General features: G+C 73.3%; 20 protein-coding genes. 10 read left to right on the plus strand and 10 right to left on the minus strand.

Going from position 1 to position 19,900, the window contains the following annotated elements; genetic code table 11:
• Positions 1-5: 5 nt before the first annotated feature.
• The 3 genes from BEK98_RS35170 to BEK98_RS35180 are packed head-to-tail and all read left to right on the plus strand — an operon-like array spanning position 6 to position 2,288.
• Complete coding sequence (locus tag BEK98_RS35170) at positions 6-764, plus strand: LamB/YcsF family protein (protein ID WP_094220796.1); 759 nt, start codon at positions 6-8, stop codon at positions 762-764.
• On the plus strand, positions 761-1,378 hold the full coding sequence (locus BEK98_RS35175; RefSeq protein ID WP_094220797.1) for a 5-oxoprolinase subunit B family protein: 618 nt from the start codon (positions 761-763) through the stop codon (positions 1,376-1,378). Before BEK98_RS35170 ends, BEK98_RS35175 begins: the two co-directional genes overlap by 4 nt.
• A 40-nt stretch (positions 1,379-1,418) precedes the next feature.
• Entirely contained in the window at positions 1,419-2,288 is an 870-nt protein-coding gene (locus BEK98_RS35180; protein WP_094220798.1) for a 5-oxoprolinase subunit C family protein, read from the plus strand.
• Here the strand turns inward: BEK98_RS35180 and BEK98_RS35185 are convergent.
• The 5 genes from BEK98_RS35185 to BEK98_RS35205 form a co-directional block, all read right to left on the minus strand.
• On the minus strand, positions 2,189-3,157 hold the full coding sequence (locus BEK98_RS35185) for an SGNH/GDSL hydrolase family protein (protein WP_094220799.1): 969 nt from the start codon (positions 3,155-3,157) through the stop codon (positions 2,189-2,191). The two genes, BEK98_RS35180 and BEK98_RS35185, sit on opposite strands and share 100 nt — an antisense overlap.
• Positions 3,154-4,335 carry a glycosyltransferase gene (locus BEK98_RS35190; RefSeq protein WP_094220800.1) on the minus strand — a complete coding sequence of 394 codons (1,182 nt, stop codon included), beginning with the start codon at positions 4,333-4,335 and terminating at the stop codon, positions 3,154-3,156. The genes BEK98_RS35185 and BEK98_RS35190 overlap by 4 nt, the downstream gene beginning before the upstream one ends.
• Positions 4,332-5,465 (minus strand): glycosyltransferase family 4 protein, encoded by a 1,134-nt coding sequence (locus BEK98_RS35195; RefSeq protein WP_094220801.1) that lies wholly within the window; start codon positions 5,463-5,465, stop codon positions 4,332-4,334. The genes BEK98_RS35190 and BEK98_RS35195 overlap by 4 nt, the downstream gene beginning before the upstream one ends.
• A gap of 239 nt (positions 5,466-5,704) precedes the next feature.
• Positions 5,705-7,123 carry a hypothetical protein gene (locus BEK98_RS35200; protein ID WP_094220802.1) on the minus strand — a complete coding sequence of 473 codons (1,419 nt, stop codon included), beginning with the start codon at positions 7,121-7,123 and terminating at the stop codon, positions 5,705-5,707.
• A gap of 300 nt (positions 7,124-7,423) precedes the next feature.
• Positions 7,424-7,816: an ankyrin repeat domain-containing protein gene (locus BEK98_RS35205; protein WP_094220803.1), complete on the minus strand. Its 393-nt coding sequence runs from the start codon at positions 7,814-7,816 to the stop codon at positions 7,424-7,426.
• 264 nt (positions 7,817-8,080) lie between these two features.
• Here BEK98_RS35205 and BEK98_RS35210 point away from each other — a divergent pair, with 264 nt between their 5' ends.
• Positions 8,081-8,275 (plus strand): hypothetical protein, encoded by a 195-nt coding sequence (locus BEK98_RS35210; protein WP_094220804.1) that lies wholly within the window; start codon positions 8,081-8,083, stop codon positions 8,273-8,275.
• Positions 8,276-8,315: 40 nt separating this feature from the next.
• Entirely contained in the window at positions 8,316-9,893 is a 1,578-nt protein-coding gene (locus tag BEK98_RS35215) for an ATP-binding cassette domain-containing protein (protein ID WP_094220805.1), read from the plus strand.
• A 59-nt stretch (positions 9,894-9,952) separates the two neighbouring features.
• Here BEK98_RS35215 and BEK98_RS35220 read toward each other — a convergent pair whose 3' ends face one another.
• Complete coding sequence (locus BEK98_RS35220; protein WP_094220806.1) at positions 9,953-11,461, minus strand: SCO1417 family PLP biosynthesis transcription factor; 1,509 nt, start codon at positions 11,459-11,461, stop codon at positions 9,953-9,955.
• A 102-nt stretch (positions 11,462-11,563) separates the two neighbouring features.
• Between BEK98_RS35220 and yczE the strand changes: the two genes are divergently transcribed.
• From yczE to BEK98_RS35240, 4 genes are all read left to right on the plus strand, one after another.
• Complete coding sequence (gene yczE / locus BEK98_RS35225; protein ID WP_094220807.1) at positions 11,564-12,217, plus strand: membrane protein YczE; 654 nt, start codon at positions 11,564-11,566, stop codon at positions 12,215-12,217.
• Positions 12,214-12,981: a glycerophosphodiester phosphodiesterase family protein gene (locus BEK98_RS35230; protein WP_094220808.1), complete on the plus strand. Its 768-nt coding sequence runs from the start codon at positions 12,214-12,216 to the stop codon at positions 12,979-12,981. Before yczE ends, BEK98_RS35230 begins: the two co-directional genes overlap by 4 nt.
• 61 nt (positions 12,982-13,042) lie before the next feature.
• A complete protein-coding gene (locus BEK98_RS35235; RefSeq protein WP_094220809.1) occupies positions 13,043-14,389 on the plus strand; it encodes an MFS transporter in 1,347 nt (448 codons plus the stop codon).
• Between the two features lie 278 nt (positions 14,390-14,667).
• On the plus strand, positions 14,668-15,042 hold the full coding sequence (locus BEK98_RS35240) for an RNA polymerase-binding protein RbpA (protein ID WP_030247095.1): 375 nt from the start codon (positions 14,668-14,670) through the stop codon (positions 15,040-15,042).
• 102 nt (positions 15,043-15,144) lie between these two features.
• On the opposite strand, the gene fxsA is transcribed toward BEK98_RS35240, so the two are convergent.
• The 4 genes from fxsA to BEK98_RS35260 form a co-directional block, all read right to left on the minus strand.
• On the minus strand, positions 15,145-15,699 hold the full coding sequence (gene fxsA / locus BEK98_RS35245) for an FxsA family membrane protein (protein WP_094220810.1): 555 nt from the start codon (positions 15,697-15,699) through the stop codon (positions 15,145-15,147).
• A gap of 77 nt (positions 15,700-15,776) precedes the next feature.
• Complete coding sequence (locus tag BEK98_RS35250) at positions 15,777-16,571, minus strand: polyprenol monophosphomannose synthase (RefSeq protein ID WP_094220811.1); 795 nt, start codon at positions 16,569-16,571, stop codon at positions 15,777-15,779.
• Between the two features lie 534 nt (positions 16,572-17,105).
• Positions 17,106-18,716, minus strand: coding sequence for an amidohydrolase (locus BEK98_RS35255; protein ID WP_094220812.1), 1,611 nt, complete (start codon positions 18,714-18,716; stop codon positions 17,106-17,108).
• 52 nt (positions 18,717-18,768) lie between these two features.
• The gene (locus tag BEK98_RS35260; protein ID WP_094220813.1) at positions 18,769-19,209 is read right to left on the minus strand and encodes an Lrp/AsnC family transcriptional regulator; all 441 of its coding nucleotides are present in this window, start codon (positions 19,207-19,209) and stop codon (positions 18,769-18,771) included.
• 234 nt (positions 19,210-19,443) lie between these two features.
• Between BEK98_RS35260 and BEK98_RS35265 the strand changes: the two genes are divergently transcribed.
• Positions 19,444-19,881 carry a hypothetical protein gene (locus BEK98_RS35265; protein ID WP_094220814.1) on the plus strand — a complete coding sequence of 146 codons (438 nt, stop codon included), beginning with the start codon at positions 19,444-19,446 and terminating at the stop codon, positions 19,879-19,881.
• Positions 19,882-19,900 lie beyond the last annotated feature (19 nt).

Here is a 19,900-nt window from a genome sequence, read left to right on the forward strand (position 1 = left end):
AGACCATGAGCGCGATTGATCTGAACGCCGACCTCGGCGAGGGCTTCGGCCGCTGGCGGCTGACCGACGACGAACAGCTGCTGTCCGTCGTCACCAGCGCCAACGTGGCCTGCGGGTTCCACGCCGGGGACGCGGCCACCATGCGTCGGGTGTGCGAGCTGGCCGCCGCGCGCGGGGTGACGATCGGCGCGCAGGTCTCCTACCGGGACCTCGCCGGGTTCGGGCGGCGCGCGATGGACGTGCCGCCCGCCGAGCTGGCGGCCGAAGTGGCCTACCAGATCGGCGCCCTGGAGGTGTTCGCGCGGGCGGCGGGCGCGCGCGTGGCGTACGTCAAGCCGCACGGCGCGCTCTACAACCGGGTCGTGCACGACGAGGAGCAGGCCGCGGCCGTGGTCGAGGGCGTCCTCCTGGCCGACCGTTCGCTGCCGGTGCTCGGGCTGCCCGGCTCGCGTGTCCTGGAGCTGGCCGCGAAGGCGGGCCTGCCGGCCGTCACGGAGGCGTTCGCCGACCGCGCCTACACCGACGAGGGCACGCTCGTGCCACGTGACCGGGACGGCTCCGTGGTGACCGATCCGGACGCCGTCGTGGAGCGCTCGGTGAGCCTCGCGCGCTCCGGCGCGGTGGTGGCGCACTCGGGCACGCGCATCCAGGTACGCGCCCGCTCGCTGTGCCTGCACGGCGACACGCCCGGCGCGGTGGAGCTGGCGCGCCGGGTGCGTGAGCGGCTGGTGGCGGCGGGCGTGCGGGTGGAGGCCTTCGTATGAGGGCCTTTCCCGTCGGTGACGACGCCCTGCTGGTGGAGGTCGCCTCGGGCGAGCAGGCGCAGGCCCTGCACGCGGAGCTGCTGCGCCGCCGTGCGGAGGGCTCGCTGGCCGTCCGCGAGATCGTCCCGGCAGCCCGTACGGTCCTGCTCGACGGCCTGGCCGACCCGGTCCGTTGGGCATCCGAACTGACCTCCTCCGAGGTGCCCCCCGCTCCCCCGCGCGCGCGGGAGCTGATCGAGCTGCCCGTGCGCTACGACGGCCCGGACCTCGCCGAGGTAGCCGCCCACTGGAAGGTGTCCGAGCACGAGGTGGCCCGGATCCACGCGGGCACCGAGTTCACCGTGGCCTTCTGCGGGTTCGCGCCCGGCTTCGGCTACCTCACCGGGCTGCCCGCCCGCTACGACGTCCCGCGCCGGGCCACCCCGCGCACGGCGGTACCGGCCGGTGCCGTGGCGCTGGCGGGGCCGTACACGGGTGTGTACCCGCGTTCCTCGCCGGGCGGCTGGCAGCTGATCGGCACGGCGGAGGCGGTGCTGTGGGACCACGCGCGCGTACCGGCCGCGTTGCTCTCACCGGGCGCGCGCGTGCGCTTCGTACCGGTGGGGGACGCATGACAGCCCACGCGCGCGTGTGCCTCGTAGCCGGGGAGCACGCATGACCGACCGTGCGCTCGTCGTCGTACGGGCCGGGGCGCTGACCACCGTGCAGGACCGCGGACGGCCCGGGTACGCGCACCTCGGCGTACCCCGCTCCGGAGCGCTCGACCCGCAGGCGGCGGCCCTCGTCAACCGGCTGGCCGGCAATCCGCCGGACGCGGCCGTCCTGGAGACCACGCTCAACGGCTGTGCCCTGCGCCCTCGTTCGACGGTGACCGTGGCGGTCGGGGGCGCACCCTGCCCGGTCACCGTGGGCGGCCGCCCGGCGGCCTGGGGCGCCCCGGTCGTCGTGCCCGCCGGTGCCCTGCTGGAGGTGGGGGCAGCCGCGGCCGGGGTACGCGCCTACGTGGCCGTGTCCGGCGGCATCGCCGTGGAGCCGGTCCTCGGCAGCCGTGCCACCGACCTGCTGTCCGGCCTCGGCCCCGCACCGCTCACGGACGGCACCGTGCTGCCACTGGGCATCCCGGCCGGCCCTCCCGCGCGCGTGGACGCCGTCCCGCACCCGTGTCCGCCGGCCGAACTCGTGCTCCGGGTGACGCTCGGCCCGCGCGACGACTGGTTCACGGCGCGCGCGGTCCGGGATCTCACCACGCGCGCGTACCGGGTGTCCTCGGCTAGCAACCGGATCGGCCTGCGCACCGAGGGGCCCGCCCTGGAGCGGGCCCGGACCGGTGAACTCCCCAGTGAGGGCATGGTGCTCGGCGCGGTCCAGGTACCGCCGGACGGCCGTCCGGTGGTGTTCCTGGCCGACCACCCGACCACCGGCGGCTATCCGGTGATCGCGGTGGTCCGCGCCGCCGATCTCCCGGCGGCCGCGCAGGCGGTCCCGGGCACCCCGGTGCGGTTCGTGGCGGTGCGGCGCCGCTGAGCCTCGGCGTCGGCACCGCCGGCATCCGGCTGCTCCGCCCTCGACAAGGCGGCGAGCGCCTCGGACACCGCGGCGGAGGCGTTCAGGTCGAGGCGGGCGCTGGTGCCCCGCGCGCGGTGACGCACTTCGTCGGCGGCCAGCCGCAGCAGCTGCGGCAGCAGATCGTTGCAGCGCCGGACCACCCAGGCGGTGCCGGCGGTGGCGAGCCACAGCAGGCTCGCCGAGCGGGTCGGGACGGGGAACTCCGGCTCCGGTGACGGCGGCGCGCCGGTTGCCCGGTCCGCCGCGGTGAGCAGGGCGTGGAAGTGCACGGCGAGCCGCCGGTGCCCGCGCTCGCCCGGGTGCAGCCGGTCCGCGCTCCACAGGGCGCGGTCGGTGACCCAGGTGCCCTCGGCAGCGTGCAGGTGGACGGCCCCGTACCGGTCGGACAGTTCGTGGACGACCGCGTTGACCGCCCGCTGCCGGCGGGCCAGCGGGCGGGCGAGGGCGCCCGGGAGGCCCAGCATGGCGCCGGGGTCGGGCAGGCAGGCGGTGAGCAGTGTCGCGCCCTGGGCCGTGAAGGCCGCGTACACCTGGTCGAGCCGGGTGGCCACGGCGTGGATGTCGAAGGTGTGGCGCAGCGTGTCGTTGACGCCGATCACCACGGACACCACGTCCGGGCGCAGTTCGAGACCGGCCGGTGTCTGCCGTTCCAGCACGTCCCGTGTCTGCGCCCCGCTGACGGCGAGGTTCGTGAACTGCACCTGCCCGGCGTCCTCGGCGAGGCCGCCGGCCAGCAGCGCCGCCCAGCCCCGCCAGCCGTCCCCGGCGGGGTCGCCCACGCCCTCGGTGAGCGAGTCCCCGAGGGCCACGAAGCGGACGGATCTCATGCCACGCCCTCCCGGGCACCGGGCCGGGCCGGGGCGTCCGCGTGCCGGAGCACCTGGGCGTCGTGCGCAGCGAGGAACGCCTCCACCGCCGTTCCCCAGCCGAAGCACTCCGCACGCGCGCGTGCGGCCTCCCTTCGCTCGGGCTCGGAGCGGGACAGCAGCAGCTCCACGGCGTCCGCGAACGCGTCCGCGCGGTCGGCCGCCGCCGCCCCCGCGGACCCGATCACCTCGGGCAGCGCCGACGACGCGCTCGCCACCACGGGCGTCCCGCACGCCAGGCCCTCCAGTGCGGCCAGCCCGAAGGTCTCGGCGGGTCCGGGCGCCACGCACACGTCGGCGGACGCCTGGAGCGCGCCGAGCGCGGCCCGGTCGGCGACGTACCCGAGGAACGTCACCGGCAGCCCGCGCTCCCGCGCGCGCTGCTCCAGCCGTGCCCGCAGCGGGCCGTCCCCGGCCACCACGAGCACCGCCCGCCGCCCACGCCGCAGCAGCGCCTCCAGGGCGTCCAGGGCCGTGCCGGGCCGCTTCTCCACCGACAGCCGGGAGCACATCACGAGCAGCACCTCGTCCCCGCGCGCGTGCCGGGCGCGCAGCGCCGGGTCGCGCAGCGCCGGGTGGCGCTCCATCAGGTCGACCCCGAGGGGGGCGCGTACGACGTTGCGGGCGCCGATCCGTACGAACTCGCGCTCGGCGAACTCCGTGGTGCACACGATCCGCGAGTAGACGTGCGCGGTACGGGTGTTGAGGGAGTCCGCGGTCCGGGCCGCGAGCTTCTCGGACAGGCCCCACGTGCGCAGTACGCCCTCGGCGGTCTCGTGGGAGACCATCACGGCGGGTACGCGCGCGCGGCGTGCCCAGCGGCCGGTCCACCGCAGGGTGGTGCGGTCGGAGACCTCCAGGCGGTCCGGGGCCAGGTCCTCCAGGAGGGCGGCCACGCGCCGCTTGTCGGTCAGGACGCGGTAGCCGCCGGTGCCGGGCAGCACCGGTCCGGGCAGGGTGATGACCCGGCCCTGCTCCGTGTCCCGGTCGGTGTGCCGCTCGCCCGGCACGATCAGCACCGGGTCGTGCCCGGCGGCACGAAAGCCCTTGCCCAGCTCGTGCAGGGCCGTGCGCAGGCCACCGGAGGCCGGGGTGACGAAGTTGGCGAGCCGGACGATGCGCAGGGGTGCGCCGGTCATACCGCCACCGCCGTCTTCTTCCGTGCGGCGAGCACGTCCTCGTAGTGCGCGATCAGCTGGTCGCCGACGGCGGCCCAGGTGCGCCCCTCGACCATGTCCCGCCCGGCGGCGCCGTACGCGGCCAGCAGGCCCGGATCGGCGGCCAGGGTGCGTACCGCCTCCGTCACGGCGTCCGCGTCTCTCGGCGGGACGAGCAGCCCGGTGCGGCCGTGGGCGACCAGGTCGAGCGGTCCGCCGGCGGCGGGCGCCACCACCGGTACCCCGCTGGCCATGGCCTCCTGGACGGTCTGGCAGAAGGTCTCGAAGGGGCCGGTGTGCGCGAACAGGTCCAGCGAGGCGAAGATCCGGGCGAGGTCGTGGCCCGTGCGGCGGCCCAGGAAGACCGCGCCGGGCAGGGCCTCGTCCAGATGGGGCCGGCTGGGGCCGTCGCCGACCACCACGACCCGTACGCCCTCCAGGCCACAGACACCGGCCAGGAGTTCGACCTGCTTCTCTGGGGCGAGCCGGCCGACGTAGCCGACGATCAGCTCGCCGTTCGGGGCCAGTTCGCGACGCAACGCCTCATCGCGGTGCTCTGGCCGAAAACGGACGGTGTCCACACCGCGCGGCCACAGCCGTACCCGGGGCACACCGTGCGCCTCCAGGTCGTGCATCGCTGCGCTGGACGGGGCGAGGGTGCGGTCGGCGGCGGAGTGCACGGAGCGGATCCGGCGCCAGGCGGCCGCCTCGCCGGCGCCCATGTACGTACGGGCGTAGCCGGCCAGGTCGGTCTGGTAGACGGCGACGGCGGGGATGCCGAAGCGGGCGGCGGCCGCCATGCCGCGCACGCCGAGGACGAAGGGACTGGCCAGGTGGACCACATCGGCGCGGTGCTCGGTGAGCGCCGCGGCGAGGCGCCTGCTGGGGAGGGCGACGCGGACCTGGGGGTAGCCGGGAAGGGGGAGAGAAGGGACACGGACGACGGGACACGGCGCCTCGAGGGCGTCGGCCTTGGTGCCGGGCGCGGGGGCCGGCGCGACGACGAGCGGGTGGTGGCCGCGATCCACGAGGTGCCGGGCGGTCTGGACCGCGCAGTGGGCGACGCCGTTCACATCGGGGGGAAAGGATTCGGTCACTATGACGACACGCATACCGGTGTTGTCGCCGCGCCGGACGTGGCCGCGTCAACGTCGATCTTTCCGTACGGGGAACGTCCCATGAGCGTTGGACTGCACACCCGAGCAGGTCAGCCGGCCGCCATGTCCGGCTGACCCGCGGGTCACCCGGTGTTCACCCGACGGGCGGTCTCCCGCCCGTCCCGTATGCGTGCGACGGCGCTCGGCCCCCCGTGCGAGGGCGCTCGGTCATGCGTGCGAGGTGCGCGGTGAGGTCACATGGCCTGGGCGTCCGGTCCGAAGCGGCTGCGGACCGCCGTCTGTACCTCGTCCTCCTCGGCCGGGTCGGCGGCGAGCCGGCGGAGTCGCTCGACGACCCGGGCGTCACCGGTCTCGGCGTGCCGGGCGGCGATCTCCCGGGTGGTCTCCTCGCAGTCCCACAGGCATTCGACGGCGAAGCCGGCGGCGAAGGAGGGGTCGGTGGCGGCCAGGGCGCGGGCGGCGCGGCCGCGTAGGTGGGAGGAGGCCGTCTCGCGGTAGATGTGGCGCAGCACGGGCGCCGCGCAGGCGATGCCCAGGCGTCCGGTGCCGTCCACCAGGGTCCACAGGGTGGGCGCGTCGGGGCCCTCGCCTCGTACGGCCTCGCGCAGGGCGCCGAGGACGAGGTCGCTGTCCTGGGCTCCGCCGCGGCAGGCGAGCATGCGGCCGGCGGCGGCTCCGAGGGCGTCGGGGCGCTGGGCCCAGCCACGCGCGCGGTCGACGGCGGCGATGCTGCGCATCCGTTCGAAGGCGTCGACGGCGGCCTCGACGACGACCGTCGGTCCGTCGGCGACGGCGGCCTCGATCAGGTCGAGGGCGGCGGGGTCGTTGCTGTCGGCCAGGTAGCGCAGCGCCGTGCAGCGGGCGCCGTCGATGCCGTTCCGCGCGGCCTGGAGGATCTCCGGCCGGTCCTCGGGGCCGGCCACGGCGACCAGACAGCGGGCGGCCGGGACGTGCAGGGCGGCACCGCGTTCGATGCCCTGCTGGGCCCATTCGAAGACGGCTCGAACGCTCCACCCGGGGCGGGGCCCGGTGGGCCGCATCTGGCGCTGCCAGCGGTCGAAGCAGCCGGCTTCCTGGGCGGCACGCACGCGTGTGGCGATCGATTCGCGGGGATCCTCGGCCCACAGTCGCCAGGGCCTCGGCTCGAAGGCGTCGCGCACGGCGGCGGCCAGTTCGGCCTCGCCCTCGGGGTCGGTGGGGAAGCGGGCCAGGACCGGGGCGGCGAGGGCGCGCAGGCCCGCGTCGTCGTCCCTGAGGGCCAGCTCGTCCAGGGCCCAGGCCCAGCTGGACCCTTGGGCGGCGTACCTGCGCAGCAGTGCGAGCGCGTCGCGCCTGCCGTAGGAGGCGAGGTGCCCGAGGACCGCCAGGGCGAGGCCGGTGCGGGACTCGTCGGTGTCGAGGACGTCCTCGGGGTCGAAGAGGTGCGCCTCGATGGCGTCCAGCTCGCCGTTCAGGTCGAGGTAGAGCCGGGCGTAGTAGAGGGAGCGGTTCTCCACCTGCCAGTCGTGGCGGGGGTCGCGCAGCACACAGTGGTTCAGGGCCGCGAGCGCCTCCGCGCGCGGGGCGGTGAGCGCGTGCAGCGTGCCGTCGCCGCGGCCGCGCTGGAGCAGGCCGAGCAGCGTACCGCTGGGCGCTATGACCGGATCGAACATGGGAAACAGCCTCACATCAAGCGTCGACGCAACCGGGAAACACGCACTACCTGGCCGCGTGACACAACGTCGGAGCGCCCGCCGTCTCTTGCTTGCTGTAGACCATTTCTCTCTGCCTCTCGTCGGTGGCCCATGCGGACCGCATCACGGTCCGCGCGGTGCGGCAACACCTGCCCAGCCATCGCGTCCGTGAATCACGTCGTCATGATGACCCGCGGTGTGTGCTGCCGCGACCGTATTTCCGGCGGCCCTGTACCGCCTCCCCCGTTTTCTGTGTCGTACCTGGTCAGGACGTCCGCATCACTGTGCGCCGAACAGTTCCAGGAGTTCCGTCTTGCCGAACATGCGTGCCGTGTCCACGGCCGAGGGAGTACCCGCGGCGGGATCGGCGCCGCCCTCCAGGAGGGCCTTGATCACTTCCGTCTCACCCTTGAAGACGGCCCCCGCGAGCGGGGTCTGGCCTCGGTCGTTGATCCGGTCCGCGTCCGCACCCCGGGCGAGCAGGGCGCGCACCGCCTCGGCGTGACCGTGGTAGGCGGCGAGCATCACGAGGGAGTCGCCGCGGTCGTTGGTGAGGTTGGCCGGAACGCCCTTGTCGACGTACGCCACCAGCTCCTCGGTCTGCCCCTGCCGGGCCAGATCGAAGATCTTGGTCGCCAGCTCCACGACCTCGGGGTCGGGGGCTTCGCTCATCGGCCGGACCGCCTCTCGTTACAACCATTCAGGTGAATCGCAAGGGTACTGGCTCGCGCCTCACATGACCCGAAGTGCCCGAGGTAAAGATCACTGCAGACCCCACCGGACGCAAGCGCCCTGCTCAACCGGCCTACGACGGCTCCGCCGCCTGGGGGAAATGAGGTGAATTTCACCCTGTTGCACCTTTTATCGTATAGATACATCCTGTGATCCTGGAAGTACTCATGGTGACTGTCCCCTCTCGACACCAGGAGACCTCAAATGATCCTCTCCCTGTCAGGCGTGCTCCTGCTCGGCATCATCGTCTTTCTCTTCTTCCGGAAGGACGGGCTCAAGGGCTCGCACGCCGCCGTCTCGGCCCTGTTCGGCTTCTACCTGTCGAGCACGGCCATCGCCCCCAGCATCAAGGCAGGTGGCGAGAGCCTGGCGAGCCTCCTCGGCGGCATCAAGTTCTGACGCTCCCTCTCCCGCCCGTACGCACCATCAGGAGACAGCAGTGGCCCGGCGCCCTCTCCCCCGCATTCTGAGCAAAGACAGCGCACAGATCGCCCGGACGCAGATCGCCCGGAGCCGGGAGCTGGCCCGGACGGCGGCCGACAGCGCCACCGATGTCCTCCACCCGCTGATCACCATCTCGCGCGGGCTGCGCCGGCTGGCCTCGGCCGGACGGCGCAGGTTTGCCGAGACGCCCAAGGACAAACGTGGGCCGCTGCTGTTCCTGGCCGCCTCCGTGGTCCTGTTCGTGGCGCTGGTGCCGTACGGACCGCTGCTCGCCGCCATCACCCTGATGGCGGCGGCGGCCTGGCAGGGCCGCGACCGCACCCCGTCGGCCCCCGATGGGCCGGACGAAACGCAGAGCGAGCGGCTCCAGTCCCTGTACGAGGCGCTGGTGCCGTACTTCTCCACCGCCGAGGACCCGGCGCCGCTGTACGCGCACGGCGGAGAGTGGGAGAAGGCCTTCGACACCCACGAGTTCGACGACGGCGGGCGCCTCGGCCACCTCGTGATCCGCTACCCCGCGTACTTCCCGGACGGCGAGCCCGTGGCCCGCGCGCGGATCGAGCAACTGCTCAGCGCGAAGGCCGGGCGAGGCCGCGAGTACCACTTCGAGTGGGACGAGGCGGGCAACCGGTTGACGGTGACCGTCCTCGCCCCGCTGCCCACCGACATCGCCGCCCAGCGCTTCGTCACCGCGCCGGGCGAGACCGTGCTCGGGTTCACCGATCCGAGTGAGGTCCAGCGGACGCTCCCCCTCTCCTACGGAGAGGAACAGCGCGACGTCCCGCCGGTCGTCTGGCGCACCGGCATCCGCTCGACCGAGCCGCACCTGCTGGCCATGGGCCACCCCGGCAGCGGCACCTCGACCCTGCTGCGCTCGATCGCCCTGCAGGCGCTCCAGTACGGCGACGTACTGATCGTCGACGGCGGCGGCACCGGCGAGTACGCCTGCCTCATCGGCCGGGACGGGGTGCTGGCCGTGGAGTGCGCGCCGGCCGGGGCGCTGGCCAGCCTGGAGTGGGCCGCGCAGGAGACCGAGCGGCGGCTCATCGCCATCAACCGGGCCCGGCAGGCGGGCGACCCGCCGCCCGAGGACACCCGGCGCCCGCTGTGGATCCTGCTGGACCGGCCGACCGTCTTCACCCACCTCACCGCCGCGGACGGCCGCAAGGATCCGCAGGCCCTCCTCCAGATGCCGTTGCGGCACGGCCGCGCGGCGAACGTGACCGTGGTGGTGACCGAACAGTTCGACAGCGCCGACGCGTTGAGCGAGGGGGTACGGCAGCACACGCGCGCGCGTGTCGTGCTGGGGCCTGCCGCGCCTGCGCAGGTGCAGGCGGTGCTGGGGGTACCGGCGCACACGACGTCGCCGGCCCAGGTGCCGCCGGGGCGGGGGTATGCGCGGCTGGGGTCGGGGCCGGTGCATCGGCTTCAGGTGCCGTCGACTCCGGATCCCTACGACGACGCGACCACGGACGCCGATCGGCAGGCGGTGCTGGAGTTGCTGCCGCCGCGGACGACTCCCGTCGAGGCGGAAGCGTTGGCTACGGGGGCTGTGGCTGCCGAGAGTTCGTGAGCGGCCGTCGGCCGCGGCTGGGCGGGGGTGGGTGTCGCTCGCCCGCGCCGGCGGGGCGCCTACGCCACGAACGTCCGAGGCGCCTCCGTACCCCCCGTCGCCCCCGTCTCCACCAACCGCGCCGCCGCAGCCAGACGGGCCGCCGCCTCCTCCGCCACCGCTCCGCCGACCGTGAACGGGAGGCGGACGTAGCCCTCGAAGGCGCCGTCGACGCCGAAGCGGGGGCCGGAGGGGACGCGGACGCCGACCCGCTCCCCCGCTTCGGCCAGCCTCGAACCCGAGAGGCCACCGGCGCGGACCCAGAGGGTCAGGCCACCCTTCGGGGTCTCGAACTCCCAGTCGGGCAGTTCCCTGCGCACCGCAGCCACCAGGGCGTCCCGGTTCTCCCGGGCCTGAGCCCGCCGCAGGTCGACGGCCTGCTCCCAACCTCCCGTGCTGAACAGCCAGTTCACGGCCAGCTGCTCCAGGACAGGGGTGCCGAGGTCGGCGTACGCGCGCGCGGCGACCAGGCTGCGGATCACGTCCGGGGCGGCCCGCACCCAGCCGATCCGCATGCCGGCCCAGAACGCCTTGCTGGCCGAGCCGACCGTGATGACGGTGGAACCGGCCGGGTCGAAGCTGCAGACCGGGCGCGGCATCCCGCCCTCGCCGAACGACTCGTCGAGCCACAGCTCGGTCATCGTCTCGTCGGCCACGAGGACGGTCCCGGCCGAGCGGGCCGCGTCCACCAGCCGACGCCGCTGGTCCTCGTCGGCGAGCGCGCCGGTCGGGTTGTGGAAGTCGGCGACGACGTACGCGAGCCGGGGCGCGGCCTCGCGCAGGACCTGGCGCCAGCGGTCCATGTCCCAGCCGGTCAGCCCCTCGGCCATGGCGACGGGCACGAGGCGCGCACCCGCCTCCCGCATCAGCTGGAGGATGTTGGCGTAGGACGGCGACTCGACGGCGATGCGTTCACCGCGGCCCGCGAAGAGATGGCAGATCGCGTCCATGGCACCCATCGCGCCGGTCGTCACCATGATCTGCTCGGGCATGGTGGGGATCCCGCGCGCGGTGTAGCGCTCGGCGATCATCGCGCGCAGGGCCGGCAGCCCGGCCGGGTAGTCGCCGTGTGTGTGGGCGTACGGCGGCAGTTCCTCCAGCGCTCCCTGCACGGCACGGGTGAGCCACGGCTCCGGGGCCGGCAGTGAGGCGCAGCCCAGGTCGATCACCGAGCCGAGGGTCTCCGGGGGCAGGGGTTCGAGGCCGCGCGCGGGAAGCGGGTTGCCGGCCGGTACGGCGGTCCAGCTGCCGGCGCCACGCCGGGACTCCAGGAAGCCCTCGGCGCGCAGCGCCTCGTAGGCGGCGGCGACCGTGGTGCGGCTGACGGAGAGGGAGAGGGCCAGTTCACGCTCGGCGGGCAGGCGGGCGGCCACGGGGACGCGACCTTCGAGCACCAGGAGCCTGATGCCGTCGGCCAGGGAACGGTAGGCGGGCGGTCGGCGCGTGCCGGGGCCGGCCGGGCGGTCCTGCTGGGAGGTGAGCAGCCGGGCGAGCTGTGCGGCCCCCACCGCTGAGGTCCACTGCGCCATGACGATCAGTCCACCTTCCCCGAATTGGCCATGGATCGGTTTTCATCCCAAGCCACAGAGTGTCATGCATCAGGCCACCATCACCACCCAGGGGGGTATTTCGTGTCCACTCCCGGTCGTCTCGGACGACGCTTGTTCCAGCTCTACGTGGGTCTCGCGCTCTACGGCGCGAGTTCCGCGCTTCTCGTGGCGGCGGGTCTGGGCCTGGAGCCCTGGGGCGTGCTGCACCAGGGACTCGCGGAACTCACCGGGATGACCATCGGTGTGGTGTCGATCGTCGTCGGGGCGGCGGTGCTGCTCCTGTGGATCCCGTTGCGCCAGCGGCCCGGCCTCGGCACGGTCTCCAACGTGTTCGTCGTCGGTCTGGCCATGGACGGCACCCTCGCCCTGGTCCCGGACGCGCACAGCCTCGCCGTACGGATCCCGATGCTGGTGGCCGGCATCGTGCTGAACGGCGTGGCGACCGGCCTGTACATCGCGGCGAGCTTCGGGCCGGGCCCGCGCGACGGTCTGATGACGGGGCTGCACCGGCGTACCGGCCGCTCGATCCGGCTGATGCGGACGGCGATCGAGGTCACGGTGGTGGCCACCGGCTTCGCGCTGGGCGGCACCATCGGTGTCGGCACCCTGCTGTACGCGCTGTCCATCGGCCCGCTCGCCCAGTTCTTCCTGCGCGTCTTCGCCGCCCCTTCGGCACCGGGGCGAAGCACAATCGTTGCCACCGGGCAACCGGAAGGAGCGATACTGCGTCCGTGACCACCGCGATACGCCACCCCTATCTCGACCACCCCGGCCCGATCGCCTTCGCCCACCGCGGCGGGGCGGCCGACGGGCTGGAGAACACCGTGGCGCAGTTCCAGCGCGCGGTCGACCTGGGCTACCGGTACATCGAGACCGACGTCCACACGACGGCGGACGGGAAGCTCGTCGCCTTCCACGACTCCACGCTCGACCGGGTCACCGACGGCGCGGGCCGCATCGCGGAACTGCCCTGGCAGGACGTACGGGACGCGCGCGTGGGCGGGCAGGAGCCCGTACCGCTGTTCGAGGAGTTGCTGGAGACCTTCCCCGAGGTCCGCTGGAACGTGGACCTGAAGGCGGAGCCGGCCCTGCGGCCCTTCCTGGCGCTGATCGAGCGCCTGGACGCCTGGGACCGGGTCTGCGTGGGCTCCTTCTCCGAGGCGCGGGTGCTGCGCGCACAGCGGCTGGCCGGTCCGCGCCTGGCCACCTCGTTCGGCACGCGCGGGGTGCTCAACCTGCGGCTGCGGTCCTGGGGGCTGCCGGCCGCGGTGCGCCGGTCCGCGGTCGCCGCGCAGGTACCCGAGGCCCAGTCGGGCGTCCCGGTGGTCGACCACCGCTTCGTCCGCGCCGCCCACGCGCGCGGGCTGCAGGTGCACGTGTGGACGATCAACGAGCCGGAGCGGATGCACCGGCTCCTGGACCTGGGTGTCGATGGCATCATGACCGATCACATCGACACGTTGCGCAAGGTCATGGAGGACCGCGGCGTCTGGGTCTGACCGCCCGGCACGACCGGGCCGCGCCTTCGCACGGCACTTCAGCGGGGAAGCGAGGGCACGGGTGGGCACCGAGACCGTGCGGACACAGACGGCCGACGAGGCCGCGGGGCTGCGGCGCGAGCAGCGCGGCTGGTACTTCTACGACTGGGCGTGCTCGGTCTATTCGACGAGCGTCCTGACCGTCTTCCTCGGCCCGTACCTCACCTCGGTCGCCGACAGGGCGGCCGATGCCGACGGCTATGTGCATCCGCTGGGGGTGCCGGTCCGGGCCGGCTCCTTCTTCGCCTACTCGGTGTCCCTGTCGGTGATCGTGGCCGTCGTGCTGATGCCCCTGGTGGGCGCGGCGGCGGACCGCACCGGCCGGAAGAAACCGCTGCTCGCGGCGGCCGCGTACACGGGGGCGGCCGCGACGACGGGCATGTTCTTCCTGGACGGCGACCGCTATCTGCTCGGCGGGGTGCTCCTCGTCGTGGCCAACGCGGCGCAGTCCGTGGGGATGATGCTCTACAACTCCTACCTGCCGCAGATCGCCCCACCCGAGCAGCGCGACGCGATCTCCTCCCGGGGCTGGGCCTTCGGCTACGCGGCAGGCTCGCTGGTCCTCGTGGCCAATCTCGTCCTGTACTCGGCGCACGACTCCTTCGGCCTGACCGAGACGGCCGCGGTCCGGGTCTGTCTGGCCTCGGCCGGACTGTGGTGGGGCGCCTTCACGCTCGTACCGCTGCGCCGGCTGCGCGACCGGCACGCGCGCGTGGAGCGTGCCACGGCCCCCGGGCTGCGACAGCTCGTGGCGACCGTCCGGGACATGCGCCGGCATCCGCTGACGCTCGCCTTCCTGCTGGCGTACCTCGTCTACAACGACGGCATCCAGACGGTGATCTCCCAGGCCTCGATCTACGGCTCCGAGGAGCTGGGACTCGGGCAGTCGACCCTCATCACCGCGGTGCTGCTGGTGCAGGTGCTGGCCGTGGCGGGGGCGCTGGCGATGGGGCGGCTGGCCCGGACCTACGGGGCCAAGCGGACGATCCTCGGTTCGCTGGTGGCCTGGACGGTCACGCTGGGGGCCGGCTACTTCCTGCCGGCCGGGGCACCGGTGTGGTTCTTCGTGCTGGCGTCCGGGATCGGGCTGGTCCTCGGCGGCAGCCAGGCGCTGTCCCGGTCGCTGTTCTCGCATCTGGTGCCGCCGGGCAAGGAGGCCGAGTACTTCTCCGCGTACGAGATGAGCGACCGCGGGATGAGCTGGCTCGGCCCGCTGCTGTTCGGGGTGACGTACCAGCTGACCGGGAGCTACCGCTCCGCGATCATCTCGCTGGTGGCCTTCTTCGTCATCGGTTTCGTCCTGCTCGCCAGGGTTCCGGTACGGCGGGCGATCGGCGAGGCGGGCAACCCGGTTCCGGAAAGGATCTAGGAATGATTTAGCGCTCGGCGCGAAAGGGCGGTAGTGTACGCGTTTGGCCTGCCAGGCGTACCGTTACTGCGCGTCAAAGATGCCGAAACGCTGGGTGACATCTGCTAGCAGATGTGACAAACCGGGCGCCTGTGGGTAGAACAAGGGGCGGCTACGACGGCGACGCATGACCCGGAACGGGACTCGGAACGGGAATCTTTACCGCCGACCGGACGTTGACCGGATGACGACGACAGCGACACCTGTCCTGTGGGCGACAAGCCCGGGAGGCACGATTCATGAGTGAGCGAGCTCTTCGCGGTACGCGCCTCGTAGTGACCAGCTACGAGACGGACCGCGGTATCGACCTGGCTCCGCGCCAGGCCGTGGAGTACGCATGTGAGAAGGGGCACCGCTTCGAGATGCCCTTCTCGGTCGAGGCGGAGATCCCGCCGGAGTGGGAGTGCAAGGTCTGCGGGGCCCAGGCACTCCTGGTGGACGGCGATGTCCCTGAAGAGAAGAAGGGCAAGCCCGCGCGTACCCACTGGGACATGCTGATGGAGCGGCGCACCCGTGAGGAGCTCGAAGAGGTCCTCGAGGAGCGTCTGGCGGTTCTGCGCTCGGGGGCGATGAACATCGCGGTTCACCCCCGGGACAGCCGCAAGAGCGCGTAACGCGAGACACACGAGTAACCGCGGGCGCCGTACGTGAAGACGTACGGCGCCCGCGGTTTCGTGCTGCCCGGCCCCGGAGGGAGCCGCACAGCCGAGTTCGGCTCAGCGAGTCAGCGGCGGCCACTGCTCCCCCGGCTCCCGGCCGGCGTCCTCCCTGATCACCTCGCCCTGCACCACCTTGCCGTCGGGGCGGTGGATGCGGGCCTGCTGGAAGGCGTCGCCCAGGGTGCCCGGGGCCGCCTTGCGCAGGCTCCTGTCGAGGGCGCGCTCCGTGAAGCGGCTCACGGCCTTCTGGACCGGCGGGAGCAGCAGGAGCAGACCGGCCGCGTCGGAGATCAGGCCCGGGATCATCAGCAGCAGGCCGCCGAGCATCATCAGGCCGTTGCCGCCGCCGCGCGCCGGCGAGCCGCCGCGCTGCAGCGCCTCGTTCAGGTTCTGGAAGGCGCGCCTGCCCGCCCGCTTGATCACCACGGATCCGGCGACGAAGCCCGCCACCAGGAGCAGGAACACGGTGAGGCCGCCCGCCGCACCGGCGACCTGGGTCAGCAGCCAGATCTCCAGCACCAGCCACGCGGCGATCCCCAGCGGCAGATACCTGCGCAGCCGGGAACGCCGGGGCCGGGCGGTGGGCGGAGAGGTGGGAGCGCCAGTCGTCATGCCCCCAGTGTGCCTGGACGCGGCTCAGCGCGGGATAAGGGGAGGATCGGCCACAGCTGTGGAGCCGCGGAGAGACCCTAGGCCCGCTTGCCCTTGCCCGTGAGCTTGCCGACGCGGTCGCCGACGCCCCAGGCGGTGACCCGCCACAGTGCCTCGACGAGGATGTCCTTGCTCATCTTGGAGTCGCCGAGTTCGCGCTCCACGAAGGTGATGGGGACCTCGACCACGTGGTAGCCGGCCTTGACCGAGCGGCGGGCCAGGTCGACCTGGAAGCAGTAGCCCTGCGAGGCGACCTCCTCCAGACCCAGGCCCTCCAGGGTCTCGCGGCGGAAGGCGCGGTAGCCGCCGGTGATGTCGCGCAGCGGCAGGTCGAGGGCCAGGCGGGAGTAGAGGCTGCCGCCGCGGGAGATGAACTCGCGGGACTTCGGCCAGTTCACCACCCGGCCGCCGGGCACCCAGCGCGAGCCGAGCACCAGGTCGGCGCCCTTGAGGGCGGTGAGCAGCCGCGGCAGTTCCTCGGGCTGGTGGGAGCCGTCGGCGTCCATCTCGACCAGCACGCCGTAGCCGTGCTCCAGGCCCCAGCGGAAGCCCGCGAGGTAGGCGGCGCCGAGGCCCTCCTTGCCCTTGCGGTGCAGTACCTGGACGTGGTCGTCCTCGGCGGCCAGCTCGTCGGCGAGCTTGCCCGTGCCGTCGGGGCTGTTGTCGTCCGCCACCAGGACGTGAGCCTCGGGGACGGCCTTGCGCACCCGGCCGACGATGGTCTTGATGTTCTCCGCCTCGTTGTAGGTCGGGATGATCACCAAGGCCGTGCCGAGCGGACCGAACTGCCTCCCCTGGGCCTTGGCCGCGAGGGTCCCGTCGCCGTCGTTCACTGCTGCCCCTTCATGTCGTACGCAGGCGTCCACCATAGTGGCCCCGGCCTGGGATGACGCGCCTGCTCGTTCGTACGCTGGTGTCGATTCCACAAGAGTGGGGTAAGAACGTACTTTTCGGCACCTCAGCCGGCGGCGGATGGGGGCCCGGCGCCCTTCGGGCCGACCTGGGACCCGCTGGCTGCGGGACGACCGAAAGCCGTTGTCTACTGAGCATCCGGGCCCCACCCGGGTCACACCTTGCCGACCGGCCGGAACGTTCCCTCGTCGGCGCGGGCGCTGAGCCTGGCTCCCAGTGACGGTGCCCCGGTACGGCACACCGTCCCTGACCCAGCGGCGCTGCGACGAGTGCGCGAACACTCCTCGGTCGGGCGTCCGGTGGTGGACTCGGCCGAACCTACCGGCCCCCGGCCGTCGACTGTCAACAACCGTCTGACCTGCACCGATACCCTCCCGACGCAGGTGGAGGCGGAGGATGCGCAGGTCGGGCGACGCTGCGGCGGCGGACGATCACCGCCGCGCCACCCCGGGAGATCACTCGCCCGGCCGTACGAACACCGTCCGTCCGCCCACGACGGTGCGCAGGCAGACCGGCAGGTCACGGCCCGGTGTCAGGTCGGGCAGGCCGGGGGTGCCGGAGCGCGGGTCGGTCGACCAGCGGGCCACGCGGTCGTCGGGTGCCTGGACGATGAGTTCGTCGGTTCGCCAGACGGCGTAGTCGGCGGGCGCGCCGGGCACCAGGACGCCCGCGTCGTCGCGGCCGATGGCCCGCCAGCCGCCGCGCGTGTGCGCGGTGAACGCGGCGCGTACGGAGACCCGGTGCTCCGGGGTCCGGTGGAACGCGGCGGCGCGGACCGTGCCCCAGGGGTCGAGCGGTGTGACCGGGCTGTCGGAGCCGAACGCGAGGGGCACGCCGGCGCGCAGCAGGGCGGCGAACGGGTTGAGGGTGCGAGCCCGCTCGGCGCCGAGACGCTGGGCATACATGCCGTCCTCGCCGCCCCAGAGCACGTCGAAGGCGGGCTGGACCGAGGCGATCAGGCCCAGCTCGGCGAAGGCGGCCACGGTCTCGGGGGTGAGCATCTCGGCGTGCTCGACGCGGTGCCGGGCGGCCCGGACCCGGGCGAGACCGACCTTCTCGGCGGCGGCGCGCACGCCCTCCACGACCGCGTTCACGGCGGCGTCACCGATGGCGTGGAAGCCCGCCTGGAGCCCCGCCTCGGTGCAGGCGGCGACATGGTCGGCGACGGCGTCGGCGTCCAGGTAGGCGGTGCCGGTGTGGCCCGCGTCGGAGTAGGGCTGGTGCAGGCAGGCGGTATGCGAGCCGAGGGCGCCGTCCACGAAGAGGTCACCGGCGGCGCCGTGGGCCCCCAGAGCGCGGGCCTTGGCCACACCCTCGTCGGCCCGCTCTGCCCAGTAGCCGATCACCCGCGGCCCCGGCACCTCGGCGGCCAGCTTCAGCAGGTCGGTGAAGTCGTCCTCGGAGGAGATCTTCGGCCCGCCGCACTCGTGCACGGAGCCGATGCCGAGGGAGGCGGCGTGGGCGAGGGCGGTGCGCTGGGCCTCGGCGCGCTGGGTGGGGGTGATGGCGGCGAGGGCGGCTTCGCGCACGGCGTGGTGGTCGTCGGCGGTCAGCGGGCCGTCCACCGGGCCGAGACCGGGCACGAGGTCGAGCAGTGCCGAGGTGACGACCGCCGAGTGGACGTCGATGCGGGACAGGTACAGGGGGCGGCCGCCGGTGGCCGCGTCGAGTTCCGCGCGCGTCGGCGGGCGGCCGCCGGGCCAGCGGGCGGCGTCCCAGCCGTGCCCGAGCAGGACCCGGTCGTCCGGGCGGGCCGTGGCGAAGTCACGGACGAGCGCGAGGGCCGCCTCCAGGGACGGGGCGTCGGACAGGTCCAGGCCGGTCAGGGCGAGGCCCGTGGCGGTGGTGTGCACATGGGCGTCGGTGAAGGCCGGGGTGACCAGGGCGCCGTCGAGGTCGACCACCTCGTCCACGCCGTCGGCGAAGGCGTCGGCGGCGCCCTCGGAGCCGACCCAGGCGACCTGGCCGCGCTCCACCACCATCGCGGTGGCGAAGGGGTCGGCGGGGCTGTGGACCTCTCCGCGGCGCAGGAGGACGGTCTCGGGGTCGGCGGACTGCTCACTCATGCCCGACAGTCTCTCGCGTGCGCGGGAGACTTCGGGCACCGGGGCGGCCGGTTCAGATCTTCGGGGGACGCGCCTCGTAGGGGGTCGACAGCACGACGGTGGTGCGGGTGGAGACGCCGGCCAGGGTGCGCACCCGGGCGAGCAGCTCCTCCAGTTCGTGCGGGGTGGCCACACGCACCTTGAGGATGTAGTTCTCGTCGCCGGCGACGCTGTGGCAGGCCTCGATCTCGGGGACGCCGGCGAGGCGGTCCGAGATGTCGTCGGGGGCGCTGGGGTCGAAGGGTTTCACCGAGATGAAGGCCGTCATGGGCAGCCCTACGGCCTCGGGGTCGACGACCGCGGCATAGCCGCGGATGACACCACGCTGTTCGAGCCGGCGCACCCGCTGGTGCACGGCCGACGTGGACAGGCCCGTGGCCTTGCCCAGGTCGGTGTAGCTCATCCGCCCGTCCTTGACGAGCAGCTGCACGATCTGACGGTCCAGCTCCTCCATGGCGCCAAAACCTACAGTGCTCTTGATCTCCTGGGATAGCTCAGCAACGCAGGTCACACCCGGTTCGGCACAAAAAGCACCGCACCGGGCACCTGCACACGGCATGTGACGAACGCCACAGCGCTCGACAAGGCTCCGTGATGCTCTCGTGATTACCGCCGAGAGCGGACGGGAAGTGCTTGGTGTGGTCGAGGCCGCAGCGCCTTCTCGGCCCAGCCTTAGGGGGAGAAACCCATGCAGAGTCTCAAGCGCCCTGGTCGTTCCGCGTCCAAGCGGCTCCAGCCGGTGGTCGAGCCCGAGCCGGAGGGCGTCGAACCCGACGCCCTCGAGGCCGAGGAGCTCGACGCCTACGACACCTTCGAGATGTACCGGGTGATCTGCCCGGACTGCGCGCAGCCGATCGCACTGCTGGCGGACGAGGAGATCCTGCCGGAGCACGCGCTGTGCGCCTCGCCGTGGAACCCGTTCGGGCTCACGGTCTGTGCGGGCACGGGCCGCGCGGCGGCCGACGCCCGCCCCGCGGACGAGTCCGTCGAGCCGCAGGAGCAGGACACGGCCCTGCTGCTCACGCTCCCCCAGGGTCTGAACTGGCGGACGCAGCCCTTCTCGCACGTCGGCGGCCCGGGCTCGCGCCCGATGCGCGTACCGGCGATGCGCCGCGAGGCCGCCTGAGTCCCTGCGGACCGGCCCG

Origin of the sequence: Streptomyces diastatochromogenes (genome assembly GCF_002242805.1) — a bacterium.
Taxonomy (GTDB): Bacteria; Actinomycetota; Actinomycetes; order Streptomycetales; family Streptomycetaceae; genus Streptomyces; species Streptomyces diastatochromogenes.